Origin of the sequence: Kluyvera sp. CHPC 1.251 (genome assembly GCF_036759945.1) — a bacterium.
In the GTDB taxonomy this organism is placed as follows: domain Bacteria; phylum Pseudomonadota; class Gammaproteobacteria; order Enterobacterales; family Enterobacteriaceae; genus Kluyvera; species Kluyvera sichuanensis.
The window spans coordinates 672,535-698,968 of the sequence record NZ_JAPKIC010000001.1 but is presented as its reverse complement, the minus strand read 5'-3'; the positions used below and the strand labels follow the sequence as shown (position 1 = coordinate 698,968).

Here is a 26,434-nt window from a genome sequence, read left to right as displayed (position 1 = left end):
GATCTATAGACGCTAAAGCGACTGCTCCAGCTCACTCAAAAACTGAGCGATAACCTGTTCATTGCGCTTGAAATAGGTCCAGGTGGCGACTCTTTTGCTGGTCAGCAGTCCGGCTTTTTGCAGCTTGCTGAGGTGTGAAGAGATGGTCGGCTGCGACAGCGCCGTTTTTTCCTGGATAAAGCTGGCGCAGACGCCATCCTGCTGCGGGTCCAGCAGATGCGGATACCCGGCGAAATGCGCGGCAGGGTCACGCAGCCAGTGCAGGATCTCCCGACGGGTCGGGTTGGAAATCGCTTTCAGAATATCGTCAGTATTTAGCGGCATCAGGCTGGCTACGGTAATGGAGTTGGACGGTACATTAGGCAGCACGCCGTTAAAAGTCAATGCGGGCGACGGATGACGCCCGCAGACCACCTAGTTCGCGCTGTACGTTGGGTAGTCGGTGTAGCCGACAGCACTACCGCCAAACAGCGTGTTACGGTCCGCCGGGTTCAGCGGCCAGCCGTTAGCAAGGCGCGCAGGCAGGTCCGGGTTAGCGATAAACGTACGGCCAAAACCGAACAAATCCGCAAGCCCGGCTTGCTGCATCCGCTTCGCCTTTTCGGCGGTATATTTCCCGGCATACATCAGCACCCCGTCGAAGGTCTCACGCAGCGCACGGCAGAATTCTGCCGGCAGGTCAGGCGCATTATCCCAGTCCGCTTCGGCGATGGAGAGATAGGCAATCCCCAGTTGGTTGAGCTGTTTTGCCGCTTCGATATAGGTGGTAAACGGGTCCGGCTCTACCAGCCCGAGGTAGACGCGATCCTCCGACGTGCTTTCAAACAGCGGTGCGAAGCGAACCCCGACACGCTCTTTGCCGACAACCCCAATCACCGCCTGAGTCACTTCGCGCAGAAAACGCAGTCGGTTATCCAGCGAGCCACCGTAGACGTCGTCGCGCTGGTTGGTATGCACCGACATAAACTGGTTAATCAGATAGCCGTTGGCGGCATGCAGCTCAATGCCATCAAAGCCCGCCGCCATCGCATTGCGCGCGGCGGTCGCGTACAGCGCCACCAGCTCACGCACTTCATCGGTGCTCAGCGCACGCGGTACAGATGGCTCTGCCAGCGCCCCCGTCCCCGGCCCGGTCTCAATAAACACTTTCACATTGGTCGCCGGAATCGCCGACGGCGCAACGGGCGCGTCTTCTCCCGGTTGCAGAGAGGTATGAGAGACTCGCCCCACGTGCCAGAGCTGGGCAAAAATCACGCCGCCCTGCTGGTGCACCCGCTCAGTCACTTTTTTCCAACCCGCTATCTGCTCTGGCGTGTAGATACCCGGCGTCCACGCGTAACCCTGACCACGCGGTTCAATCTGCGTCCCTTCGCTGACCATAAACCCGGCGCTGCTGCGCTGCGCGTAATATTCCGCCATCAGATCGTTGGCAACGTTACCCGGCTGGCTGCTGCGTGAGCGCGTCAGCGGCGGCAGCGCAATGCGGTTTTTCAACGTGAAGGCACCCAGGGTTAACGGGGTAAAAAGTGCAGTATTTTCCATGACATATTCCATCTTGATAGACGCTCTGGCAGGCAACGGTGCCTGCCGATGATGGAACAAAGCCTATTCTCAATATCGATACATTGCAATATTTATATATTTCGATATTTAAATTTACCGCGTTGACACATCAGGCGCGCAACGGTAAACCAGCCCGGTCGCCACCGCATTACGCGGCCCCTCCGTACCGCGAATATTCCCCTGCCCGGCCACCACGCCGTAGTGCGATAGGGCATCGGTGATAAGCTGCGGCAGTTCAAAATCAAGCGACGAGCCCCCCACCAGCACGACAAACGCAATATCACGAATATTCCCGCCGGGGGAGACGAGCCGTAGCGCCCGTAGACAGTTGGTGACAAACACTTTCTCTTTCGCCTGACGCCGTACCAGGCGGATTTTCTCCAGCGAGGTCTGGCTCTCAATCGGCACCAGCGTGCCCTCTTTGATATACACCACCTTAGCAAATACCGCCGGGCTGAGCGGCTCGCGGAAAAACTCCACGCTGCCGTTCTCATGGCGCAGGCTAAACAGGCTTTCTACTTTGGCTAGCGGGTACTTTTTGATCTCCTCCGCCAGGTGCAGGTCGCTGAGCCCAAGCTCGGTTTTGATAAGCAGGCTGACCATATTGCCCGCCCCCGCCAGATGCACGGCATTGATCTGCCCGGCGGCGTTGATGGTTGCCGCATCCGTGGAGCCCGCCCCGAGGTCGAGGATGGCCAACGGCGTGTCGCTACCGGGCGTGGTTAGCGCACCGGTAATCGCCATATTGGCCTCCACGCCACCCACCTCTACTCGCGTCGCTAAGCGCTGGCTCAGTTCACGGGCAATCACCTCCATTTGCAGGCGGTCGGATTTCACCATCGCGGCAATGCCCACCGCATTCTCCATCGAGAACTCGTCGGCCAGCCCGCCCTGGACTTTGCACGGGATGAAGGTATCCACCGCCAGTAAATCCTGGATAAACACCTCGTCGGTGCCGTGGCCGCTAAGCGACGCCATCACCTGGCGCACCCGCTCCAGCATCCCCCCGGCATGCGTACCCGGTTCGCCACGAATATCGCGGATCGGCGCGCACCCGGCGACCGCCTGCATAATCGCCTCGGCACCGCTGGCAACATCGGCCTGAACGCTACGCTTCTCACCGCACACCGTGATATGCCCCGCCGGGATCACCCGCGACTTCACGTCCCCCTGCGGCGTTTTGAGCACCACCGCCGAACGGTTGCCGATAAGCGCTCGGGCCACCGGCACAATCATCCGCGTTTCATCCGGGGTGAGATGAAACCAGGTAGCGATGCCGTAGGGGTTCGACAACAGCGAGATAACCTGCCCGGTGGGTGCCACCTCCACCGCCGCCAGCACCCCTTCCGGCACCTGGTCAATCAGCGTCACTTCATCGACAATCGGCAGGGTTCGCTGCAGACGATTATGGATAAGCACCCCGTCATCCTGCTGGAGGATCACCGCCACCACGTTAATGCCGCGCGCCAGCGCCTCGTTCAACTGCCAGGCCGCGTCCATAAAATCCACCTCGCGGTCCACCAGCGGGATCCAGCCGCTGGCATACTGCTCGGACGTCAGCGCGTCGAGGTTCGCCAGACGAATCGTGGTGCCTACCCCCAGCCCCTGCCCACCGGGCGTTTGTGGGTTATGACCAATCATCGTTGATTCGGTGATAATGGTTTCGGTAATGGTTTCCATCGCCACATCGCCAATCACCGGCGCGGCTTCGTTAAGACAAACCCGTGTCACCTCCCGCTGATGTCTGCCCGCCTTCTCCAGCGCCTGCTGAAGTGAGGCCATTACGCCGCTGATGTTATCCCGCGTCCCTTTGGTGCCGGTGGTGGGCACAATGCCGCTGGAGAGAAAGCGTTTCCCCTGGTCGGTTATCTCCGCCAGCGCGACCTCCGTGGTGGCATTGCCAATATCAATGCCCGCAATCAATGCCATCGTCTGTTGCCCCTATACATCCTGTTTGCGCAGCTTATCGCGCTGGCGATAAACCTCGGCCGACTCACGGATAAACGCGGCGTTGATCGTCGCCTGGTACTGGGTTTCCAGCTCATCGGCAATCGCCAGCAGCTCTTCCACGGTGGAGCGATACGGGCGCAGCGCATTATAAATTTCGAGGATCCGGCTATCGGGAATGGCGATAAGCTCTCCCGCCCGGCGCAGGTTGCGGGCGATAGCATGGCGATGCATCTGCTCGGCAATCTGCGCCTGGTACTCCAGGGTCTCACGCGAAATACGCACATCCTTCGGCCCAATTTTCCCGGCGAGCACATTTTCCAGCGTAATATCGGTCAGCGGTTTGCCGGTTGGGGTCTGAATGCGCTCTGGGCTGCGGGTGGCCAGCGGGTAATCCGCGGCGGTCATCGTGGTATAAGCGGTCATTTTTCCTCCCGGATAATCTCGATATTCAGGGTGACGGGTTTGGCATCCGGCACCACATGTTTGGTCTCTTTGATATGAAACAGCGCCGCCTTGGCCATAAATTTCGGTCTGACCATCTGGTCATTGACCACCGGCACCGGCGATGGCGACTCTTTGCGGGCATAGCGGGCAGCGTTTTTGCCAATCTGGCGGTAGGTCTCAAGGGTCAGCAGCGGCGCCTGAGAGAACAGCTCAAGGTTACTGAGCGGCAGTAAATCGCGCTGATGAATCACCGTCGTCCCTTTGGACTGAATGCCAATACCGATACCAGAACCGCTGAGGTTGGCGGCATCCCAGGACATAAACGAGACGTCTGAGGTGCGCAGGATCCGCACCACTCTGGCGTGAAGCCCCTCTTCCTCGACCCCAGCCACCAGTTCTTTGATGATCGCCTTGTGCGGCATGTCGATCAGCGTTTTATGCTGAAACTTATCGAACGCTGGCCCCACGCCAATCACCACTTCATCGGCCCGTTCACCGACGCGTGCCGTGCCGCTCTCCACCAGCTTCAGGGTGAATACCGGCGCTTTTTTCTGTGTTGTTTCCATGCTGTTGCCCCGCTTACTCGATGCTGTCCGGCTGGATCACCGTGGCGATGTTCTTAATCTCTTCCCAACGTTCCGGGGAGAGTCGATAGCCCGTGCCTGGGCCCTGGTAATCATTGACGTCGTTCACCGCGCTCACCACTTCAAAGTCGCGGTCAAGAATGGCGGAGGTTTGCAGATAGTCCCCGGTAACGCGCTGGCGCAGCATGTTGAGAATATTGTCTGCCACATCATCAAAACCGTTTACGCTCAGCGCCTTGACGATATCCAGCCCCGTAATCTCGCGCTTCATCATCTCTTCCACCGCGCTGAGGTCTTCCACCACATTGCGCGGCGGCATGTCTTTACTGCCGTGGGCGTAGGTCGCCGCCGTGACCTCTTCATCGCTGACCGGCGGCAGCCCCAGTTCGCGGAATACCGCCTGCACGGCGCGGGCCGCTTTGTTGCGAATGGCGATGGTCTCTGCTTCCGACACCGGGCGCAGGCCGCCGTCGACCATCAGGTCACGCTGCAAAATGTTGTAATCATCGAAGTCTTCGGCGTCGAAGTTCGACCCGGCAAACATGTTGTCGTAGTTCGGCACCGCGCTATAGCCGGAGAAAATAAAGTCGGTTCCCGGCAGCATCTGCATCAGGGTGCGCGCCGTGCGGCGAATATCGGAATGGGAGAAGGTCTGGTCGTTGGCGGAGGCCACTTCCAGGTCGAGCATTGAGGCAATCAGGTTTTCGGCCAGCACCGCACGAATGCCCGACGGCACCGCGCCGGTCATACCGATACAGCTCACGGCGCCGTTTTGCAGCCCCTGTACGCCTGCGCCTTTGGTGATAAAGATGCAGCGGGACTCCAGATACAGCATGGATTTGCTTTCGGAATAGCCCATCAGCGCCTCAGAACCGGTGCCTGAGGTGTAGCGCATTTTCAGGCCGCGAGAAGCGTAGGCCGAGGCAAGGAAGGCTTTCGACCACGGGGTATCATCGCCGTCGGTAAACACCGCTTCGGTACCATACACCGACACAGTTTCCGCATAGCTGGTCAAGCCGCGCATCCCCAACTCGAGTTCCGTCGCCTCTTCTACCGAACACTGAGTTAACACCCCCGGACGGCCGGACTGCGAGCCGACCAGCAGCGCCAGCGCGTTAAACGGTGCGTAGCGGGCAATCCCAACGGTGGTTTCCTGTTCGGAGAAGCCGCGGATCCCCGCCTCTGCCGCATCGGCGGCAATTTGTACCGGGTTGTCCTTCAGGTTGGTGACGTGACACTGATTCGACGGCGTACGGCGGGCGCGCATTTTTTGCAGCGCCATCATCATCTCCACTACGTTCATATGGGCCATCACTTCGACCGCTTTCGCCGGGGTGATCGCCGTGGTGACTTTTACAATCTCGGCGCGGCTGACGTTGATATCCACCAGCATGCGCGCGATGGTTAAGGCATCGAGCGCCATCGCGCGTTCCGTTTCCGCCACGTTAATGCTGTAGTCGGCGATAAACCGGTCAATCATGTCAAAGTCTGCTCGGGATTTACCGTCCAGCTCCACAATGCGGCCGTTTTCAACCTTTACCGAGGAGGGCGGGTCCCACGGGCTTTCCATCGCTATCAGCCCCTCTTCGGGCCATTCTCCAATCAGACCATCCTGGTTAACCGGCCGCTTTTCGAGGACTTCGAATCGTTTTGATCGTCTCATATTGCTCAGGCTCGTAAATGTAAAAATGGCACCCGCGCGTTGGGCTACGGGTGAGAGTTACCGGCAACTTAAAGGGCTCTCGGTCAGAAAAAAATTAAATAAATAACGTTCCATTCTGAGACGTCATTTATTTAATACGTTTCAGTGTGAAACCCAATAACGCCGATAAATAAGCAAATGTGATACGCAACCGCCCCCAAATCAAAATAGCCATAACAACGCTATAAACATTCACCGCGGGTTATTTTTAACGCCATTGACTTAATATTTTTTGAGGCAAAAATAACACCAAAGGATTAACGACATTTCAGTCCATTAATCCACCATGAATTAAAGTTTTATTAAATTAACGCTACATCCATTAACAATCTGCTGATGCGTTCAGGAGTTCTGGTGAAAAAGAGTCTACCCCGTGCCACCGTAAGCCTCGCCATGGCGCAAGCTATGGCGGCAAAGGCCGAGAAAAAAGCGATTAAAATCAATGTTCCGGTTGTTATTTCCGTTGTCGATAGCGGCGCAAACCCTCTGCTGATGCAGCGGATGGATGAGGCTTTTATTACCAGCTGTGAGATCTCACTGAATAAAGCCTGGACCGCATGCTGCTTACAGCAGGCAACGCATGAAATTACCGAATGTGTACAACCCGGTCAGTCACTTTATGGTTTACAGCTCACCAATCAGCAGCGCATTGTTATTTTCGGTGGCGGCTTCCCTATTATTGAAAACGATAAGGTGATAGGCGCTATCGGCGTCAGCGGCGGTACCGTAGAACAGGACATGGAAATAGCCATGGCGGCATTAACCTATTTCCAACAGCTTTAATTCACACTATTTCGCAACCCCATTTTAAGGATTTATGATGAGCGATCGTATGTATGATTTTCTTGTTCCAAATGTGAACTTTTTTGGCCCCGGTGCCGTCTCCGTTGTCGGTGAGCGCTGCAAATTACTGAACGGCAAAAAAGCTCTGCTGGTGACCGATAAAGGCCTGCGGGCGATTAAAGACGGCGCGGTCGATCAGACGGTCAAGCATCTGCGCGAAGCGGGCATTGAAGTGGTCATTTTTGACGGCGTGGAACCGAATCCGAAAGACACTAACGTACGCGATGGTCTGGCCGTCTTCCAGAAAGAAGGCTGTGACATGATTATTACCGTCGGCGGCGGTAGCCCGCACGATTGCGGTAAAGGTATCGGGATTGCCGCCACCCATCCAGGCGACCTCTACAGCTATGCAGGCATCGAAACCCTGACCCATGCGCTGCCGCCCATCATTGCGGTCAACACCACCGCCGGTACCGCCAGCGAAGTCACCCGCCACTGCGTGCTGACCAACACCAAAACCAAAGTGAAGTTCGTGATTGTGAGCTGGCGTAACCTGCCGTCGGTGTCGATCAACGACCCGCTGCTGATGGTCGGCAAACCTGCCGGTCTGACTGCCGCTACCGGGATGGATGCTCTGACCCACGCCGTGGAAGCGTATATCTCCAAAGACGCTAACCCGGTGACTGACGCCTCGGCCATTCAGGCCATCAAGCTGATTGCCACCAACCTGCGCCAGGCCGTTGCGCTCGGCACCAACCTGAAAGCCCGTGAAAATATGGCCTGTGCCTCCCTGCTCGCCGGCATGGCGTTTAACAACGCCAACCTCGGCTACGTTCACGCGATGGCCCACCAGCTAGGCGGGCTTTACGATATGGCCCACGGCGTCGCTAATGCGGTTTTACTGCCACACGTCTGTCGCTACAACCTGATTGCCAACCCGGAAAAATTCGCCGATATCGCCACCTTTATGGGTGAAAACGTCTCCGGACTCTCCACCATGGATGCCGCCGAGCGGGCAATTAACGCCATCGCACGTCTGTCCAACGATGTCGGTATTCCTCAGCACCTGCGCGACCTGGGCGTCAAAGAGGCCGACTTCCCGTACATGGCTGAAATGGCGCTGAAGGATGGCAACGCCTTCTCCAACCCGCGTAAAGGCAACGAAAAAGAGATCGTTGAGATTTTCCGTCAGGCCTTCTGATTGACCTTATCCCCACCAGCGGGCCTCGTGCCCGCTTTTTTAGCATTTATCTTCGTGGAGCTTCCCATGCAAAATCCCGGTGTTCCGGCATCACCCGCCGTGCATCTGTTTTATCACCCCTCGCAGGAACGGAGTGAAGCCCTGCGCCAGATAAGTCTCGGGCTGGAGGAACAGGGCGTACCGTGCCGTCCGCTGCCCTGCGATGAACAGAACGATGCGATGGCGCTGGCACGCAACGCCGCGCAGCACTCAGCGCTGCGTATCGGCATTGGCATGACCGCTGGCGGCGACGTAGCGCTGACCCATGCCCAGTATCCGGCTGACCGTGCGCTGCGCCATCTTCCTGCCGCCACTACCAAATCACAGTGGCGTAATCTTGGCGCTAACGCGGGCCAACTGGTGAAAACGCTTCCGTTAACTGAGGTTGAATAATCATGTACCGCATCTATACCCGCACCGGCGACAAAGGTACCACCGCGCTGTTTGGCGGCAGCCGGATTGAGAAAGACGATATTCGCGTAGAAGCCTACGGCAGCGTAGATACGCTGATTTCACTGTTAGGCGTGTGCTATGCCGCCAGCAGCAATCCGGCGCTGCGGGCGGTGCTGCACCGCATTCAGGAGGAGCTTTTCGTGGTGGGCGCGGAACTGGCCTGCGACGCGCGTGGCTTAACCCGGCTCAATCGGTTGATCGATGACGCGGATATTGTCCGCCTTGAAGGGGAGATTGACCATCATATGGCCCTCACCGGCCCGCTGAAAACCTTTGTGATCCCCGGGAAGAATCTGCCGTCTGCGCATTTGCACGTCGCGCGTACCCAAGCCCGGCACATTGAGCGCACGCTGGTCGCTATGTATCGTCAAACGCCGTTACGCCCGGCGTTAAAAAGCTATATCAACCGCCTGTCGGATGCGCTTTTCGCTATGGCGCGAGTCGCCGAAAGCGAGGCCGAAACGGCGGTTAATCCTGAGGCCGATGCTTAAACTGGCTCACGTCGATATCAAACTGCTTGAGCTTGCGCCAGAGCGTGGTGCGGCCAATATTCAGTAGATTGGACATCTCCTGCACTCGCCCGCTGGTCACGCGGGCGGCATGAATAATAGCCTCTTTTTCCATCGCCGACATGCTCATGCTAGCCGGAATTAACGCGCTATTGCCGCTCACGCCGGGATGCTCGCGGAACAGCCAACCCGGCAGATTACTCAAACGGATATGCCCGTGTTCGCTGCTGATGGCAATATTCTCAACGATGCTGTTAAGCTCAAAATCATTGCCCGGCCAGGAGTAGGCCACCAGGTGGGCCAGCGCGTCATCATCCACCTTCAGCCGCGATGAAAAGCGGCGTTCCAGCGTTCGCAGGCGGCTGTGCACCAGCGACGGAATGCTGTTGCGGCGCTCGCGCAGCGGAGGAATGCTGATTTCAAACGAGTGCAGCGCATAGTACAGCTGACGGCTAAAGCGGTTTTGTTCCACCAGATTGCCCAGATCCATGGTGGTAGTGGCGATCACCTTCACATCCACCGGAATCAGCCGACGGGCATCAAGTCGCGTCACCACGCCTTGTTTGATTACCTGCAGCAGGATCGACTGCAGCTCCGGGGCCAGATACTCAATCTTTTCGAGAAACAGCGTCCCGCCGGAGGCCAGCTCCAGACGGCTCATCCGCCCGTTCTCTTCCTCGGTGGCCGTACTGCCCATAAAATCCAGCCCCAGCGCGTTATCGGCATACAGCTGGCAGTTGACGGCGATAAACGGCCCTGCGGCGCGCTCACTTTCGTTATGAATCGCCTGGGCGATCAGCTCCTTGCCCACCCCTTCTTCACCGCACATTAGCACCGGGAAGCTGCCGCGCGACGCCTGACGGCCAAAGTGGATCAGGCGACGGGTCTCCGGGTCATCTGCCGACATCTGCGCAAAGGTGTGGCCCACTTTGCCAAGCTGGCTGGTCATCAATTGACGCATCTGTTCAACGGGATGAAGCAGCAGGATAAAGCTGGTTCCCTGCGCTTCGACGATGGGCTTTAAGGTGATCACCGCATCCACAAACTGGTGCTGACTTTCAAAGGCCACCTCGGCGTGGCTGAGCGGTTTAGCGTGCTTGATGGCGCGACGCAGCAGTGCGGGGAGAATCACCAGATCGGCAATATTTTTGCCCTGACAGGCCTGCGCGTCCAGATGCAAGAGCTTCGCCGCCTGAGGGTTAAGAAACTGTAATACCCCCGCTTCATTCCACGCCATCACCCCGTCGTCCATACTTTCGAGCAGGCCATACATCTGATTGAGGTGGCGATTAGACTCCGCCAGCAGGCTGTCGGTGAGCAGCGAGTTACCCACTTCGCGGGCCATCGCCAGCGTCAGCGACAGGTCGGCCGCGCTGGTGTGTTCCGCTTTACAGCACAGGGCAATGGAGCCGGAAAGTCGGCCATGATTATCAAAAATTGGCGTGGAGCAAAACGTCCACGGGAAGAGCGCCTGCTTGAAGTGCTGCTCGCCGCTGGTTCTCACCGGCTGCCCCACCATTGAAGCCAGCGACAGCGCACAGGTCCCCATAATGCTTTCCGCGCAGTAGCTTCCGGCAAAGAATCCCAGCGTATCCAGCTGCGCCAGCGTCTCCGGGTGTCCGCAGCGGGTCAGAATACAAGCCGACTCATCAAGGATAAACAGCGCGCACGGGCGACCGTCCATATACTCCCACGCATCCTCCAGCGCCGCCTGGCCGATGGTCAGCAGCGCGGTCTTACGGCGGCTGATAGAGGCAAACGTCAGCCCCTGCGCCTGATGCGGCGTGGTCCAGGTCTCGCGCTGCATCATTTTGCCGCAGCGATGCCAGGACTGGGCGATAAATGAGGTCAGCGCCTGCTCAGGTTGCGCGTTCTGCGTGGTCATAGCGGCTATCACTCCCTTCATTGCGTGCCGTTAGCGGCACATCCATAAAACAACACCCCCCGGTGCCAGAAACTGCCAGCCCGGGGGATAACCACAACGCTTGTGGTGCGCTGACCGGGGGACCGGTCAGCGATAACGCTTAGTGAGTGGAGCGCCACTGAGCACCTAAACGATCGGCCGCCAGAATTGCGGCGTAGACGCTCTGCGGGTCAACCGGGAACGGCATATTGTGGATGGTTTCCCCTTCTGCGCAGGTGGCTTTCGCCACGGCGAGAATTTTCTCCTCAATACCGTCCTTCACGCCCATCTGCGCCAGCGTCACCGGCAGCCCAACCTTGTGGCAGAAACCGAGCACGGTTTCAATTTCATCCATCGGGCTGTTCTGTAAAACCAGCTGCGCCAGCGTACCAAAGGCCACTTTTTCCCCGTGGTACAGATGGTGGCACTCTTCCAGAATGGTGAATCCATTATGGATAGCGTGCGCCGCCGCCAGGCCGCTGCTCTCAAAACCGATGCCGCTGAGATAGGTATTGGCTTCGACAATGCGTTCCAGCGCCACGGTTGCCACACCCGCTTCGGCGGACAAACGCGCTTTTTCACCTTCCGCCAGCAGCGTTTCATAGCACAGACGCGCCAGACTTAACGCCGCCGCCGTGGACTGACCGCCGGCCATGCTGACCGCGTGAGCGTCGTAACAGGCTTTCGCTTCAAACCAGGTCGACAGCGCATCGCCCATCCCGGAGACCAGTAAACGCACCGGCGCTTTGGCGATAATCGCCGTATCCATTACGACCATGTCCGGGTTTTTCGGGTAGATCAGGTACTCTTCAAACTCGCCGGATTCGGTATAAATCACCGACAGCGCGCTAGTTGGCGCATCGGTAGAGGCGATAGTGGGGATAATCACCACCGGCAGATGCTGGTAATAACCGATGGCTTTCGCCGTATCGAGGGTTTTCCCGCCGCCAATCCCTACCACGCCTTTGCAGCCTTTCTGTTTAGCGATGGCGCCCAGGCGGTTGATCTCCGCGTGGCTGCATTCGCCGTTAAAACGCTCGGCATGGCAGCTGATGCCGTTGTCATGCAAACCGTTCAGCACTTTGTCTCCGGCCAGCTTCATGACGAAGTCGTCGGCAATCACAAAAAAACTGTCCGCCAGATTTTTGGCATACTGACCGAATAACGCAGATGCATCAGGACCCTGAAGATATTTTGCCGGAGACTGAATAACTTGTAGCATTCTCTACACCCTCACATTGAACTCGTTTCCATGATGGCGTCAGGTGTGGCTCGCTCCTGCTGACAACGCAATCCAACGAGAGGTTGAGCACGACCGACGCGGTGACATCACTGTAAAGCGGGTACCGAGCAAAAGAATGTTGGGTTATTTGGTTCCACTACGAAACGTCTTCAAAAATATTTCGTTCCATAACGAAACGCAGCTTCGGCAATGCTGCCAGGATTGCGATCCAGATCCGCGCCGCGTTCACACTATTCACCAGTTCAATATGTCTATTCCACGCCTATTCTGCCCCTGATGAATAAAAAAAAATAGCACCGCCGTTCAGCCCGAGCCAACGCCGGGCCGATGCGGTGGCTAAGAAGCCTGCATCAGCTCTCATTTTTCTCATTCACCGGCAAAATACGTTTCACTATGGAACATTTTCGACAAATTTTGTTCCGGGATGAAACCATCGGCGGCGGGGATTTTCTTTTTTTCCTGCCAGGCGAGAATTCACTCATCGGCCACGGCATCGGCATTCACGCTACCGCAGCCGAAACCCTACAGGGGAGTCGCTCGACGGGCGGCCCACAAAATATCCAGCGGAGTACACATAATGAAAAAACTGATTAACCGTGTGGAAGATGTCCTGGCAGAACAGCTGGCGGGATTGGTAAAAGCGCATCCGGAACTGAAGCTGTATCAGGATCCGGTTTATCTCACCCGAGCCGATGCGCCGGTCGCGGGCAAAGTTGCCCTGCTCTCCGGCGGCGGTAGCGGTCACGAACCCATGCACTGCGGCTTTATCGGCACCGGGATGCTGAGCGGTGCCTGCCCGGGCGAAATTTTCACCTCACCGACGCCGGATAAAATCTTCGAATGCGCCATGCACGTCGACGGCGGCGAAGGGGTGGTACTGATTATTAAAAATTACACCGGCGATGTGCTGAACTTTGAAACCGCCACCGAGCTGCTGCACGAAAGCGGCATTAAAGTCACCACCGTGGTGATCGATGACGATGTGGCGGTAAAAGACAGCCTCTACACTGCCGGTCGACGCGGCGTGGCGAATACCGTGCTGATTGAAAAGCTGATGGGTGCCGCCGCCGAACGCGGCGATAGTCTGGAAGAGTGCGCTCGTCTGGGTCGTCAGCTCAACAACCAGGGTCACTCAATCGGCATCGCGCTGGGCGCCTGTACTGTTCCAGCCGCGGGTAAGCCGTCATTTGAACTCAACGATAATGAAATGGAATTTGGCGTAGGCATCCACGGGGAACCGGGCATTGACCGCCGCCCGTTCACCTCGCTGGACGACACCGTCGATGCCATGTTCGCTACCCTGCTGGAAAACGGTCAGTACAGCCGTACTCTGCGCCAATGGGACCCGGTCAAAGGCGGCTGGCAGGAGGTGACGCAGTCTAAGCAAGCGTTACAAAAAGGCGACCGCGTGATTGCGCTGGTCAACAACCTCGGCGCAACGCCGCTTTCCGAGCTGTATGGCGTCTATAACCGCCTGGAAACACTGTGCACCGACGCGGGTATCGCCATTGAACGTTCGCTGGTCGGCTCCTGGTGTACCTCCCTTGATATGACCGGTTTTTCCATCACCCTGCTCAACGTGGATGCGGATACCCTCGCCCTGTGGGACGCCCCGGTTCACACCCCTGCCCTCAACTGGGGTCACTAAGGAGATCTGCAATGTCACTGAACAGAGATACGATTGTCGACTGGCTGTACCGCTGCGGCGAAACCTTTACCACCCAGTGTGATTTTCTCACCGGGCTCGACCGCGAAATCGGTGATGCCGACCACGGCCTCAATATGCACCGCGGCTTCAGCAAAGTGGTGGAAAAGCTGCCGTCGATTGCCGACAAAGACATTGGCTTTATTTTGAAAAATACCGGCATGGTGCTGCTCTCTAACGTCGGCGGCGCCAGCGGCCCGCTGTTTGGCACCTTCTTTATCCGCGCCGCCCAGGTAACGCAGGCGCGCCAGAATCTCTCGCTGGAAGAGCTTTACCTGATGATCCGCGAAGGCACCGACGGCGTCGTCAGCCGTGGCAAGGCCGAACGGGGTGATAAAACCATGTGCGACGTCTGGCTGCCGGTAGCCGACTCCCTGCACCGCTCCAGCGAACAGAACCTGTCAATCAGCGCGGCGCTGGACGCCGCCTGTGAGGTCGCTCAACAGGCGGTCCAGGCGACCATCACTATGCAGGCACGCAAAGGCCGCGCCAGCTATCTCGGTGAACGCAGCATCGGTCATCAGGATCCGGGGGCCACTTCCGCCCTGTTTATGGTGCAAATGCTGGCCGCTGCGGCTAACGCATAAGTAGAGAAAGGATAAGGCGATGGTAAATCTGGTCATTGTGTCTCACAGCGCCCAACTGGGCCAGGGGGTCGGGGAGCTCGCCCGACAGATGTTAAGGGGAGATGGCTGCCAGCTCGCCATCGCCGCCGGTATTGACGACCCCGATAGCCCGATTGGCACCGACCCTATCAAGGTGATGGAGGCCATCATCTCGGTCGCCGACACCGACGATATTCTGGTGCTGATGGATATTGGCAGCGCGCTGCTGAGCGCGGAAACCGCACTCGACCTGCTGGACCCGGATATTGCCGCGAAGGTGCATTTGTGCCCGGCGCCGTTAGTAGAAGGCGCGCTGGCCGCCACGGTGAGCGCCGCCAGCGGTGCAGGTATTGAGAAGGTGATTGCCGACGCCCAGTGCGCCCTGCAGGCTAAACGCGTCCAGCTCGGCTTTCCGGCGCAGGAGGAGTATCACGACCCGTCAGCGCTACAAACCGACGAGTCTGACGACGCGCAGTCCGTGACCGTCGAAATAGTCAATCCTCACGGTCTGCATGTGCGCCCCGCCGCCCGTCTGGTCGAAGGGCTCGCCGGGTTTAATGCCGAGCTGCTGCTGGAAAAAGACGGCAAATGCGTGAAGCCCGATAGCCTCAATCAGATAGCGCTGCTGAAGGTGCGCTGCAATGACCGCATCCGCCTGATTGCCAAAGGCCCGGAAGCCGCAGAAGCGCTGGCGGCGTTTCAGACGCTGGCAGACGACCATTTTGGCGAGCGCCAGGTCGTTAGCGCCCCGACGGTGAACGCACCAGCGCTTCATGGCACCCTCAGCGGCGTGGTACTGCATTATCAGCCCACCGTGTTTCCGCTCGAACCTGAACCCGCCGAAAGTCCGGATGCAGAGTTTCGGCGTCTGAAAATGGCGGTCAGCCATACGCTGGACGATCTGCTGGCGCTCGCCGCGCTGGCGGCCGACAAGTATTCGGAGGAGATTGCCGCCATTTTCTTCGGTCAGCATACCCTGCTTGACGACCCGGAGCTGCTGAACAGCGTCTTTGAAGAACTGCAGCAGCAGAACTGCTGCGCCGAATGGGCCTGGTCGCAGGTGATGAGCACCCTCAGCCAGCAATACCGGTCGCTGGACGATGCCTACCTTCAGGCACGCTATATCGATATTGAGGATATTCTGCACCGTACGCTGGGACACCTGGCGGGAACCGTCGACAGCGCGCCTCACCTGTCGCAGCGCACGATACTCATCGCCGATAACCTGTATCCATCGGTCGTTTTGCAGCTGGATGCGACGAAAACCGCCGCCATCTGCCTACGACACGGCAGCCCGCTGGCCCACGGCGCCATCATTGCTCAGGCGGCGGGTATTCCCTGGCGCTGCCAGCTCGGTGACGACGCCTTTGCCGGGCGGCAAAACGGCGACAAGCTCACGCTACCCCAACCGTAATACCCATTCGTTCACTCCCGGACACGCCCTGCATGGCTCGCCATGGAGGGGTGTCACACCCTAAGCTCAGGAATCTGTTATGTCGCAATTTTTCTACAATCAACGCGAAAACCTCGTGAATGACGCTATTGAAGGGGCGATCATCGCGAGCCCGTGGAACAACCTTGCCCGTCTGGAAAGCGATCCGGCGATTCGTATTGTGGTCCGTCGCGATCTGGTTAAATCCCGGGTGGCGGTGATTTCCGGCGGCGGCGCGGGTCATGAACCGGCTCACGCGGGCTTTGTCGGCAAGGGAATGCTCACAGCAGCGGTCTGCGGCGACCTTTTCGCCTCGCCGAGCGTGGATGCCGTGCTGACCGCCATCCAGGCGGTGACCGGTGATGCGGGCTGCCTGCTGATTGTCAAAAACTACACCGGTGACCGCTTAAACTTCGGCCTTGCGGCGGAAAAAGCTCGCCGTCTGGGCTACAAAGTCGAGATGGTCATCGTCGGCGACGATATCTCCCTGCCGGACAACAAGCACCCGCGCGGCATTGCGGGCACAATCCTTGTCCATAAGGTTGCCGGCTACTTCGCGGAAATGGGCAGCAACCTGGATACGGTCACCCGGGAAGCGCGTCTGGCGATGTCCCGCGTGTTCAGCCTCGGCGTCGCGCTGGCAAGCTGTCACCTGCCCGGCGACCCGCAGGATGGTGTTCGCCACTTCCCAGGCAAAGCCGAGTTGGGAATGGGGATCCACGGCGAGCCTGGCGCGAGCGTGGTTGACACACAAAACAGCGCCGAACTTGTGCACCTGATGGTCGAAAAACTCAGCGCGGCGTTACCGGCTACCGGTCGCCTGCTGCTGATGCTCAACAACCTCGGCGGCGGCTCGGTGACCGAGATGGCGATCCTCACTCGTGAACTGGCCTCCAGCGCGCTGGCTTCACGCTGCGACTGGCTGATTGGGCCCGCCCCGCTGGTCAGCGCCCTCGATATGAAGGGTTTTTCAATTACCGCGATGGTGATGGAAGAGAGCGTGGAAAAAGCGCTGCTGTCAGAGGTGAGAACCGCTGGCTGGCTGCCGCCGGTGCGCCTGCGCCCGCAGACCACCCTGCCGTGCGATATAAAGAGCGCTCGCGTGGCCTTTACGCCGTCGGAAGATGCGCAGGTGGCGGACTATATTGAGACGGTAACCGCCACGCTGTCCGACCTGGAAAGCTGCCTGAACGCGCTGGATGCCAAAGTGGGCGATGGTGATACCGGTTCTACCTTCGCCGCCGGGGCGCGTGAAATTGCCCGTCTGCTGCACGACCACCAGTTGCCACTGGCGCAGCTTGAGACGCTGTGCGGGCTGATTGGCGAACGGTTAACCGTGGTGATGGGCGGCTCCAGCGGCGTGCTGATGTCTATCTTCTTCACCGCCGCCGGGCAGGCTATCCACGAAGGCAAACCTGTGGTTGCTGCCCTGCAGGCCGGGCTGGCACAGATGAAGTTTTACGGCGGTGCTGACCTCGGCGATCGTACGCTAATTGATGCCCTGCAACCGGCACTGGACGCACTGGCGCAGCAGCCTGGCAACCTCGATGCCGCCTACCGAGCCGCGCAGGCGGGAGCCGACGCCACCAGCCATGCCACCAAAGCCAACGCGGGCCGCGCTTCCTACCTCAACAGCGATAGTCTTGCGGGTAATATGGACCCCGGTGCCCATGCCATTGCGATGGTGTTTAAAGCTCTGGCGCAACGCCCACGGGGCTAACCGTTCGACCAACTGCCCGCGAGAACTCGCGGGCATTTTTCTACGTAAGTCTACGTAAGGGTTGCGTAACCCGCCGTGACGAACAATCATAAAGTCACCCAATGCAACCGACACCGTTAACCGATGCCCAACCGCTACCTTCGCTCGCTTTTCCCGCCAATCGCGCTGTTTTTTATCACCAGCCTACTGACAGGCTGCGTATTAAGCCGCGTCTCAGAGAGCGCCCACGCTAAAGAGGTCGATGAACTACACGTCGTGGGCATGAGCCTTGACGCCGCTCGGGCCGCCATCACCCAGCGCGGGTACACGTGTAGCCCCTATGCCGAGCGCCATCTCGTCAGCACCGAGGACGGTGACCATCAATGGTTGCAGACAACGTGCGACAAACAGAGCATGGAAGTGATCTGCCCGCAAATTCGCTCGGTAGTGCTGAACGTCGACCCCACCAGCCAGAAGGTGGTGATGGTCGGCAAAAATATCACCCAGAATGCCTGTTTTTAGCCTCTCGTCGGCGTGACAAGGTTCTCTTCGGCAAGCGAACGCCATATTGACTTATTCTGTAAAAAGATTACTTTTCAGGACATGAAGAAAATACTGATTATCGTCCCTGACGGCGGCATGCTGTTTGAGTCCGCCGGTATAGCCGACATCCTGATGCAGGCCAACCGTCTGCATCCTGAGGGTGCCACCTCTCCTTGCTACCAGGTTCAACTGGCAACCACTCAGCCGCATCAGGTGATCCACGGCCAATCCGGCCTCAACCTGCTGGCGGATCATCGCCTGCATGAGATAGACCCTCGCGAACCTCTCGACACCATCATCATCACCGGCAGAGGTCAGAACGCACAGGAAGGTATTGCGGTGGTGGATTGGCTGCGCCTTGCCGCCCCGCATGCCCGCCGTATTGCCTCAATCTGCGGCGGCGCTATGCTGCTGGCGCAAAGCGGGTTGCTCGACGGCAAGCGCGCCACCACCCACTGGAAGCTGCTGGACACCCTCCAGACGGAATACCCGCAGGTGCGCGTCGAAGGCGGGCCGCTCTATATTCAGGACGATCATATCTGGACCTCCGGCGGGGTGAGCTCCGGCTTCGACCTGACGCTGGCGCTGGTGGAAGAGGATTACGGCTTTAGCCTGGCGCGCGATATCGCCCAGGATTTTGTGATGTATCTCCATCGCCCCGGCAGCCAGCTACAGTTCAGCCGCTACAATCTCCAGCGCACCAGCAGCGTGGGGCCCATCAACGACCTGCTCGCCTGGCTGCTCGACAACCTGACCGCCGACCTCAGCGTCGAAACGCTGGCGGAAAAAGTCGCCATGAGCCCACGCAATTTCACCCGCGTCTTTACCCGCGAGACCGGCGCATCTCCGGCACGCTACGTCGCCGAAGCACGCCTGGCCGCCGCCCGTCAGCGTCTGGAGCAGACTAACGACACGCTGGAGAGAGTGGCGCAGCAGACCGGTTTTGGCAGCAGCATTAACCTACGCCGTCTGTTTGAAAAACAGCTGCACCTCACGCCCGGTGAGTACCGCCAGCGATTCCACTGTCGCAAAATGGCGTAAAGTGATCCTTTTTTGTCGTTTACGCCAAATGGCGACCGGCCTACAGTAGCGCCAGAGACAACAGATAAGGAGTGGATCATGGTAAAGGTCGGTATTAACGGTTTTGGCCGTATCGGACGTAACGTACTGCGCGCAGCGCTGGGCAACCCGGATATCCAGATTGTGGCGATTAACGATCTGACGGACAGCAAAACGCTGGCGCATCTGCTGAAATATGACTCCCTGCTTGGCACGCTTGCCGCCGAGGTCAGCGCCAGCGAAGGCCAACTGGTGGTGGCAGGTCAACCTATCACCGTCTACAGCGAACGCGACCCGGCGAACATTCCGTGGCGACAGGCTGAAGTCGATATCGTGATTGAAGCCACCGGTTTCTTCACCGAGCGTGACAAAGCGGCGGTGCATATCCACAGCGGCGGCGCAAAACGGGTGATTATCTCCGCGCCCGGTAAGAACGACGATTTAACCATCGTGATGGGGGTCAACGACGGCCTCTACTCCCCGGATAAGCACTACGTGGTCAGTAACGGTAGCTGCACCACCAACGGGCTGGCCCCCGCCGCGCAGGTGCTGCACCAACATTTCGGTATCAAGCATGGTCTGATGAACACCACCCACGCCTACACCAACAGCCAGGCGCTGCACGACCAGCCGGAGAAAGATCTGCGCGGGGCCCGCGCCGCCGCGCTGTCGATAGTGCCTTACTCCAGCGGCGCGGCAAAAGCGCTGGGTAAAGTGATCCCCGAGCTGGACGGACGCCTGACGGGCTATTCACTGCGCGTGCCGGTTCCGGTGGTCTCCATCGTCGACCTGACCGTGACCCTTGAACGTGACGTTACCGTCGAAGAGGTGAACAACGCGTTTCGTGAAGCGGCCGCAAGTGGCCCGCTGAAAGGGATTCTGGGCTACAGCGATGAACCGCTGGTGTCGAGCGACTATCAGGGCGACCCGCGTTCCTCAATTATCGACGGTCTCTCCACGCTGGTGATTGGCGGTAACATGGTCAAAATCCTGGCGTGGTACGACAACGAATGGGGCTTCTCCAACCGCCTGGTCGACCTGGCGCTGCTGATGGCCAAATGCGAAGCGTAATCCTCGACGTTCGCTACCCACTAAAATCCACGCCCGGCGTGGATTTTTTTATCCCCCGCCGTCGAACCTGTAATATGCTGTTCGTTCTGATACAGACCATTTTCTTATACCTATAAAAGATGGCGCTACCGCGCACATCGCAGACCGTAACGCAAACCACAGGACAGATGGATGTTAATTCATACCGCCGCCTCGTCACGCCAAGAGGCCAGGGCACAATTTCGCGCGGGGGTCGCCGCTTGCTTCCCCACCATTCCCGGCTACTGGAGCATCGGCTTTGCAGCCGGGGCCATCGGTACACTCTCCGGCTTTACGACCCTGCAAACCGCCCTGCTGGCAAGCCTGCTGTACGCCGGGTCGGCACAGTTTCTTTTCTATTCACTGTGGGCGGCGGGCGCGGAAGTCGCGTCGGTGGTACTGAGCGTGCTGCTGGTAAACCTGCGTTATCTGCTGATGAGTTCGGCGATGAGCGTCTATTTCCGTGAGCACACCACGCTGCAAAAAATCGTCAGCGGTCTGCTGCTGACCGATGAAACCTTCGGCGTCGCGGTGCAGCGCGGTGGCGCGCAAAACAAGGTGTCGTTTGCCTGGATGTTTGGCCTGAACGTGGCGGCCTGGCTCAACTGGATCCTCGCCTGCATTATTGGCGCGGGGCTGGCCTCCGCCCTGCCGCAGGCGTTGATGGAAGGACTGAGCTTCAGCCTGGTATCGATGTTTATCGGCCTGGTGCTGATGCTGTGGTTTGCCAGCCGTCGTAAATGGCTGGAGTCGTTCAGCATCGCCGTCGCGGCGGTCATTACCCTTGCGATGTCCGGGCATACCGATACCAGCATCGTGGTCATTGTCGCCGCCTCCGTCGCCGCTACGCTGGCAACGATTGGCCTGCGCCTGTCTGGCAAGAAGGAGAGTCAGGATGGAGCGTAATATTCTGCTGGCGATTATCGCCTCGGCGCTGGTCACTGCATTGATGCGCGTGGTGCCGGTGCTGTTGCTATCACGTTTTCGTATGCCACCCGCGCTGCAGCAGTGGCTGAGCTTTATTCCGGCGGCGATTATGTCGGCGATTATTGCCGCTGAACTGGTCGGTAAACCGGCGTTAACCAGCGGTGGGCTGAGCATTTCGCTGCTGGCCGCCGTCGCGGCGACGCTGGTGGGGGCACTCAGTCGGAGTCTCTTTGCCACTGTGATTGCGGGGATGGCGGCGTTTATGGGGTTGAGCTATTTGTTGGCTTGATTTCATCCCCTCACCCTGGCCCTCTCCCCAAGGGGGCGAGGGAACCGTTTTGCGTCGTTGAGAGGTTCAGCCCTTTTCCTCAATCATGTTGCCGATCGGCCCCCTCTCCCTTTTTAAGGGAGAGGGATGGGGTGAGGGTTACCGCGCCACCCTACTCCGTCGTCACCGGCTTAACGCGCACCCCAGCAAACACCATCACCATCGCCGCCACCAGCAGCACGCCGCTAACGGTAAACACGCCGCTGGCACCATTAAGATCGAACACCAGACCGCCGCCCGCCGCACCCGCGCTAATGGCCAGCTGAATAGACGCCACCATCAGCCCACCCGCACTTTCCGCTTCGTCCGGGACGGTCGTGGCAAGCCAGGTTGACCAGCCCACCGGCACCAGCCCAAAGGCAAAGCCCCACAGCGTCACCAGCAGACCATCAAGCAGCGCCAGATGCCCAAAGGCCACCATCAGCAGCGCCAGGACACCCATGCCGAACGGTACCAGCGCCAGCGTCAGACGCAGGTTGCGCGCCAGCAGGTGCCCGGCAATCGAAGTGCCAACAAAGTTAGCGAGGCCAAAGCCCAGCAGGATCAGCGAAATCGTCTCCACGCTGGCACGCCCTACCGTTTCAAGGAACGGACGCAGGTAGGTGAAGAAGGCGAAGTGACCGCTAAAGATAAAGATGGTCGCCAGCAGCCCGCCAATCATGCCGGGACGGCGCAGCACGTGCAGCAGCGTGCGCAGGCTGCCGCCGTTTTCTGGGCGCATAGACGGCAGCACCCACAGTTGCCAGAGCAGCGCCAGCACGCCCGGTACCACACAGAGAATAAACACGTTGCGCCAGCCAATCAGGCTACCCAGATAGCTGCCCAACGGGGCCGCAACGACGGTCGCAATCGACACGCCGGCAAAGATAATTGACAACGCCTTTGGCACATCGCTGGCGGGCACCAGCCGCATGGTGGTCGCCGTCGACATTGCCCAGAATCCGCCAATGGCCACACCGAGCAGCAGGCGTCCCAGCAGCAGAACCTGTAACGACGGCGCAAAGGCCACCAGCAGGCTGGAGACAATCTGCATCAGGGTAAAGAACATCAGCACCCAGCGGCGGTCGAGGCTTTTGGTGGCTGAAGTAATCAGCAGCCCGGTCACCAGCGCGACAAGCGCGGTGGCGGTCACGGTCTGCCCGGCCACGCCTTCGGTCACGCCCAGGCTTGCCGCCATCGGGGTCAACAAACTGGCGGGAAGAAACTCGGCGGTAATTAGCCCAAACACCCCCAGACCTAGCGCCCACACGGCGCGCCAGGCGGGTTTTGCGGGGGCGATAGGCCCGCTCTCTGCGACGCATGTATTCATCGGTGAATCTCCTGTTATAAAAATGTGATGGCTGTCGCAAAGGATAGAAAGATCCGCCGGGACGATCTATGATGGATAATCTTCATTTATTGATAATTCGTCCGGAGTTACGAAAATGACCCTGAATGCCCCTGATATGATTAGCGAACTGCTGCGCGGCATGCGTCTCTCCGGCGTGAACTATCGCCGTTTCGAAGCCAGCGCGCCGTTTGGCGTCTCCTTCGGCGATGTGCCCGGCAAGGCGCAGTTCCATTTTGTCAGCCGCGGGCCGGCCCTGCTGCGAATGCAAAGCGGCGCGCGCTTTACCCTGAATAGCGGCGATGCGGTGTTTATCCCTAACGGCGAGGGTCATGCCCTGCTTTCTGACGAGTCGGCCAGCGTCACGCCGATTACCGATTTCCCCAGCGAACCTATCTGCAGCCAGGTGCATGACATCCACTGTCCGTCCTGTCCAGACGCGGAAAACGTAGTCATCTTTACCGGGTGTATGAATTTCGAACTGGGTGGTATGCAGCCGCTGGTAAAAGCGATGCCTGAAGTGATGATGGTTAGCAGCCTGATGTCTGACCGACCGGAAATCCAGGCGCTGCTGGCGGCGATGGAACGTGAATCGCTGGGCCGACAGGTTGGCTTTGCCGGTATTCTCGCTCGCCTCGCTGACGTGGTGGCGGCGCTGATCGTTCGTGGCTGGGTGGAGAGCGGCTGTGGTAAAGCTACCGGCTGGATTCAGGTACTGCGTGACCCGCGCCTGAGCCGGGCTATTTACGCCATGCACCAGCAGCCGGGGGTGAACTGGAGCGTGGCGGACCTCGCCAAAGAGGCGGGCACGTCACGCTCGGTGTTTGCCGAACGCTTTCTCTCGGCAACCGGCACAACGCCGGCGAAATACCTCGGCGAGCTGCGAATGCGGCTGGCTATCCAGTATATCGGCCAGGAGCAGCAGGCCATTGAAACCGTCGCCCTGCGTCTGGGTTACGGTTCCGTTGCCGCCTTTAGCCGAGCGTTCAAGCGCGTGGTCGGCCACTCGCCGGGAGCGCTGCGCGATGCCGTGCCCGCCGCCGAAGTGATGTGACCCGCACGTTTACAGGTAGGTCACGTTATCAATCTGACGCTGCGCTTCATCGTTCAGCCCCTGAATATCGAAGCCCGGCATATCACGAATAAATTCGAGGAACGGCGGTGCGATACCGAGCAGCGTCAGATCGGCGGCATGCAGCTGATAGCGGATCGCCTCTTCATCGCCCGCTTTCACCTTTTCCACCCAGTTCGGTTCAATAATCAGCTGATGGCCCAGCGCCACCAGGTCAACACCGCTTTGCATCACCTCTTCCGCCTGCGCCGGAGTGCGGATATTACCCACGGCGATAATCGGTTTACGCGGGCTGACCGCGTTAAGCTGGGTGATAATCGGCGCGGTATTGTGCTTATCGCGCAGTGAAGGGCGCCATACTGAGCCCATCGAGACGTGGATATAGTCGAGCGCCGTATCCTGTAATTTGCCGACAAAATATTTCGTGTCGTCGAGGGTAATGCCCGGCTCTTCAATCTCTTCCGGCGACAGACGGTAGCCCACGATAAAGTCGGCGCTCGCGTGCTGCTGTTTCACTTTCATCACTGCCTCAATCACCGCCAGCGGCAGCGCGAGGCGTTTATCCAGCGTGCCGCCCCATTTGTCGGTACGACGGTTGGAGTGCGGCGAGACAAACTGCTGAAGCAAGTAGGTATTGGCACCGTGCAACTCAATGCCGTCAAACCCGGCCTCGATGGCGCGGCGGGTGGCTTCAGCAAAGTCGTTAATCAGGCTCACCACCTCGTCGGCAGTCAGTTCACGCGGAACTTCCGCCCCATTACGCGGCGCGGCAACGGCGCTGGCGCTCACCGGCTGACGCCCACGGGTGATCCACTGATTGGTCATCCGCCCGGCGCTAAACATCTGCAGAATCGCTTTCGCCCCGCGCGCTTTGATTGCCTGCGCCAGTTTTGCCAGCCCGGGGATTTTTCCATCGTCCTCAATGCCTAATTGGCCTTCGAACCCTTTGCCCTCTTTGTTGATATAGGCCACTGGGGTAATAAACAGCCCTACGCCGCCGGCGCGCTGCTGCATATAGTGAATTTCTTCCGCCGTCACCGAGCCGTCTTCAAAAGACATCTGCTCGGTCATTGGCGGTAACACCACGCGGTTTTTCAGCACGACGCCATTAGGCAAGGTCATGGGTGTTAAAAAACGGTAATCCTTCATATCTGCTCCAGAATGAAAATAACAGGACCGGGATGGTCATCGATGATTCGCATACTAAAACAAACATTGGGGAATGTGCGTCCCTTACCAGGGGCGCGCCGGGCACAGTAAAGCGCTACAGGCGGTCAGCGCGCTCCCAGGGTACGCCGAGCGTTTGCCACTCTTCAGCAATCAAATCGACAAATCCACGAATGCGCGGCGAGAGGTAGCGTTTGCTGGGGTAAATTATCCGCACCGGATCCGGCGGGATCTTAAATTCGGTGAGGATAGCCACCAGCGTTCCTTTGGCGATCGCGTCGGCAGCCAGATAATCGGGCAACTGGATCACGCCAAAGCCGGAAATAGCCGACGACAGCATCGCCTCTGAACTATCGATATCAATACGCCCCGGGCCTTCATAGACAAATTCGCCCTCCGGGGTGGCATAGCGCCAGCTCCTACGCCGCTCGGCGCTGCGAAAGAAGATGGTATCGTGCTGGCGCAACGCCTGCGGCGTCATCGGCGTGCCGCGCGCTGCCAGGTATGCCGGTGACGCGCAGGTGACCATATGCTGCGTGCCGATGGTGCGGGTCAGAATGCGTGAGTCACCTCGGGGCTCACCGATGCGAATAGCAATATCAAACCCTTCGTCAATCAGATCGACAAAGCGGTCGGTGAACACCACGTCGGCGCGTAGCGCGGGCGAGGCGCGCAAAAAGCGGTCAATAACCGGCAGAATATGGCGCTGCCCCAGCGAGAGCGGCGCGGTCAGACGCAGGGTGCCGGTCGGTTTTTCCCGGCGCAGCGCCATGGCGTCATCCACTGCTTCAAGATCTTCCAGAATGCGTTTGCAGCGCTCATACATAATGCAGCCTTCTTCAGTCAGGCTGAGCTGGCGCGTAGTACGGTTCAGCAGGCGAACGCCTAGCTGGGCCTCAAGACGAGTGATACTTTTACCAATCGCCGAGCGCGATAAACCGACGCTTGCCGTTGCGCGGGTGTAGCTTCCAGCGTCAACCGCCGCGATAAAAGCGGCAATATCGCCAATGCGATTCAGTTCCACGTTACCCCCTCAATACGGGAAAATTATTCCCCAAATGCGCTGAGTATAGCGGGCGTAAAACGGACTGAATAGCGCCCTGCAGT

The 26,434-nt window shown here is 58.7% G+C and carries 26 protein-coding genes; 15 read left to right on the top strand and 11 right to left on the bottom strand.

Going from position 1 to position 26,434, the window contains the following annotated elements:
- Positions 1–12: 12 nt before the first annotated feature.
- From V6940_RS03210 to V6940_RS03185, 6 genes are all read right to left on the bottom strand, one after another.
- Positions 13–384: an ArsR/SmtB family transcription factor gene (locus V6940_RS03210; protein WP_333494802.1), complete on the bottom strand. Its 372-nt coding sequence runs from the start codon at positions 382–384 to the stop codon at positions 13–15.
- Positions 385–414: 30 nt separating this feature from the next.
- Positions 415–1,542 (bottom strand): alkene reductase, encoded by a 1,128-nt coding sequence (locus V6940_RS03205; RefSeq protein WP_333494801.1) that lies wholly within the window; start codon positions 1,540–1,542, stop codon positions 415–417.
- A gap of 114 nt (positions 1,543–1,656) precedes the next feature.
- Positions 1,657–3,492 carry a diol dehydratase reactivase subunit alpha gene (locus V6940_RS03200; RefSeq protein WP_333494800.1) on the bottom strand — a complete coding sequence of 612 codons (1,836 nt, stop codon included), beginning with the start codon at positions 3,490–3,492 and terminating at the stop codon, positions 1,657–1,659.
- Positions 3,493–3,504: 12 nt separating this feature from the next.
- Positions 3,505–3,936, bottom strand: a complete 432-nt coding sequence (locus V6940_RS03195; RefSeq protein ID WP_185667740.1) for a diol dehydratase small subunit — start codon at positions 3,934–3,936, stop codon at positions 3,505–3,507.
- Positions 3,933–4,523, bottom strand: coding sequence for a propanediol/glycerol family dehydratase medium subunit (locus V6940_RS03190; RefSeq protein ID WP_185667739.1), 591 nt, complete (start codon positions 4,521–4,523; stop codon positions 3,933–3,935). The genes V6940_RS03195 and V6940_RS03190 overlap by 4 nt, the downstream gene beginning before the upstream one ends.
- 13 nt (positions 4,524–4,536) lie before the next feature.
- Entirely contained in the window at positions 4,537–6,204 is a 1,668-nt protein-coding gene (locus tag V6940_RS03185; RefSeq protein ID WP_333494799.1) for a propanediol/glycerol family dehydratase large subunit, read from the bottom strand.
- Between the two features lie 375 nt (positions 6,205–6,579).
- Here V6940_RS03185 and V6940_RS03180 point away from each other — a divergent pair, with 375 nt between their 5' ends.
- From V6940_RS03180 to V6940_RS03165, 4 genes are all read left to right on the top strand, one after another.
- Complete coding sequence (locus V6940_RS03180; protein WP_442910772.1) at positions 6,580–7,026, top strand: GlcG/HbpS family heme-binding protein; 447 nt, start codon at positions 6,580–6,582, stop codon at positions 7,024–7,026.
- A gap of 37 nt (positions 7,027–7,063) precedes the next feature.
- A complete protein-coding gene (dhaT, locus tag V6940_RS03175; RefSeq protein WP_333494797.1) occupies positions 7,064–8,227 on the top strand; it encodes a 1,3-propanediol dehydrogenase in 1,164 nt (387 codons plus the stop codon).
- A gap of 66 nt (positions 8,228–8,293) precedes the next feature.
- Positions 8,294–8,659 (top strand): glycerol dehydratase reactivase beta/small subunit family protein, encoded by a 366-nt coding sequence (locus tag V6940_RS03170; RefSeq protein WP_333494796.1) that lies wholly within the window; start codon positions 8,294–8,296, stop codon positions 8,657–8,659.
- A 2-nt stretch (positions 8,660–8,661) separates the two neighbouring features.
- Complete coding sequence (locus tag V6940_RS03165; RefSeq protein WP_333494795.1) at positions 8,662–9,210, top strand: cob(I)yrinic acid a,c-diamide adenosyltransferase; 549 nt, start codon at positions 8,662–8,664, stop codon at positions 9,208–9,210.
- On the opposite strand, the gene dhaR is transcribed toward V6940_RS03165, so the two are convergent.
- Together dhaR and V6940_RS03155 are read right to left on the bottom strand one after the other, a co-directional pair.
- Positions 9,188–11,113, bottom strand: a complete 1,926-nt coding sequence (gene dhaR / locus V6940_RS03160) for a dihydroxyacetone kinase operon transcriptional regulator DhaR (protein WP_333494794.1) — start codon at positions 11,111–11,113, stop codon at positions 9,188–9,190. The genes V6940_RS03165 and dhaR overlap by 23 nt on opposite strands.
- A 139-nt stretch (positions 11,114–11,252) precedes the next feature.
- Entirely contained in the window at positions 11,253–12,353 is a 1,101-nt protein-coding gene (locus tag V6940_RS03155; RefSeq protein ID WP_333494793.1) for a glycerol dehydrogenase, read from the bottom strand.
- A 414-nt stretch (positions 12,354–12,767) separates the two neighbouring features.
- Between V6940_RS03155 and V6940_RS03150 the strand changes: the two genes are divergently transcribed.
- The 10 genes from V6940_RS03150 (at position 12,768) to V6940_RS03105 (ending at position 21,722) form a co-directional block, all read left to right on the top strand.
- Positions 12,768–12,968 (top strand): hypothetical protein, encoded by a 201-nt coding sequence (locus V6940_RS03150; protein ID WP_333494792.1) that lies wholly within the window; start codon positions 12,768–12,770, stop codon positions 12,966–12,968.
- Positions 12,952–14,022, top strand: a complete 1,071-nt coding sequence (gene dhaK / locus V6940_RS03145) for a dihydroxyacetone kinase subunit DhaK (RefSeq protein WP_333494791.1) — start codon at positions 12,952–12,954, stop codon at positions 14,020–14,022. Before V6940_RS03150 ends, dhaK begins: the two co-directional genes overlap by 17 nt.
- 11 nt (positions 14,023–14,033) lie before the next feature.
- A complete protein-coding gene (gene dhaL, locus V6940_RS03140) occupies positions 14,034–14,666 on the top strand; it encodes a dihydroxyacetone kinase subunit DhaL (RefSeq protein WP_333494790.1) in 633 nt (210 codons plus the stop codon).
- A gap of 19 nt (positions 14,667–14,685) precedes the next feature.
- The gene (gene dhaM / locus V6940_RS03135; protein ID WP_333494789.1) at positions 14,686–16,098 is read left to right on the top strand and encodes a dihydroxyacetone kinase phosphoryl donor subunit DhaM; all 1,413 of its coding nucleotides are present in this window, start codon (positions 14,686–14,688) and stop codon (positions 16,096–16,098) included.
- Between the two features lie 79 nt (positions 16,099–16,177).
- Positions 16,178–17,836, top strand: coding sequence for a glycerone kinase (locus V6940_RS03130; protein WP_333494788.1), 1,659 nt, complete (start codon positions 16,178–16,180; stop codon positions 17,834–17,836).
- Between the two features lie 123 nt (positions 17,837–17,959).
- Complete coding sequence (locus tag V6940_RS03125) at positions 17,960–18,337, top strand: hypothetical protein (RefSeq protein ID WP_333494787.1); 378 nt, start codon at positions 17,960–17,962, stop codon at positions 18,335–18,337.
- 81 nt (positions 18,338–18,418) lie between these two features.
- Complete coding sequence (locus tag V6940_RS03120) at positions 18,419–19,399, top strand: GlxA family transcriptional regulator (RefSeq protein WP_333010513.1); 981 nt, start codon at positions 18,419–18,421, stop codon at positions 19,397–19,399.
- Positions 19,400–19,477: 78 nt separating this feature from the next.
- The gene (gene gap / locus V6940_RS03115; RefSeq protein WP_333494786.1) at positions 19,478–20,488 is read left to right on the top strand and encodes a type I glyceraldehyde-3-phosphate dehydrogenase; all 1,011 of its coding nucleotides are present in this window, start codon (positions 19,478–19,480) and stop codon (positions 20,486–20,488) included.
- Between the two features lie 171 nt (positions 20,489–20,659).
- On the top strand, positions 20,660–21,412 hold the full coding sequence (locus V6940_RS03110; RefSeq protein ID WP_333494785.1) for an AzlC family ABC transporter permease: 753 nt from the start codon (positions 20,660–20,662) through the stop codon (positions 21,410–21,412).
- Positions 21,402–21,722, top strand: coding sequence for an AzlD domain-containing protein (locus V6940_RS03105; protein WP_333494784.1), 321 nt, complete (start codon positions 21,402–21,404; stop codon positions 21,720–21,722). The genes V6940_RS03110 and V6940_RS03105 overlap by 11 nt, the downstream gene beginning before the upstream one ends.
- Before the next feature lie 151 nt (positions 21,723–21,873).
- Here V6940_RS03105 and V6940_RS03100 read toward each other — a convergent pair whose 3' ends face one another.
- Positions 21,874–23,070 carry an MFS transporter gene (locus V6940_RS03100; protein ID WP_333494783.1) on the bottom strand — a complete coding sequence of 399 codons (1,197 nt, stop codon included), beginning with the start codon at positions 23,068–23,070 and terminating at the stop codon, positions 21,874–21,876.
- A 115-nt stretch (positions 23,071–23,185) separates the two neighbouring features.
- On the opposite strand from V6940_RS03100, the gene V6940_RS03095 reads away from it, so the two are divergent.
- Positions 23,186–24,142: an AraC family transcriptional regulator gene (locus tag V6940_RS03095; RefSeq protein ID WP_333494782.1), complete on the top strand. Its 957-nt coding sequence runs from the start codon at positions 23,186–23,188 to the stop codon at positions 24,140–24,142.
- Between the two features lie 9 nt (positions 24,143–24,151).
- Here the strand turns inward: V6940_RS03095 and V6940_RS03090 are convergent, their stop codons facing one another.
- Both V6940_RS03090 and V6940_RS03085 read right to left on the bottom strand, forming a co-directional pair.
- A complete protein-coding gene (locus V6940_RS03090) occupies positions 24,152–25,309 on the bottom strand; it encodes an NADH-dependent flavin oxidoreductase (protein WP_333494781.1) in 1,158 nt (385 codons plus the stop codon).
- A gap of 115 nt (positions 25,310–25,424) precedes the next feature.
- Positions 25,425–26,351, bottom strand: coding sequence for a LysR family transcriptional regulator (locus V6940_RS03085; protein WP_333494780.1), 927 nt, complete (start codon positions 26,349–26,351; stop codon positions 25,425–25,427).
- Positions 26,352–26,434 lie beyond the last annotated feature (83 nt).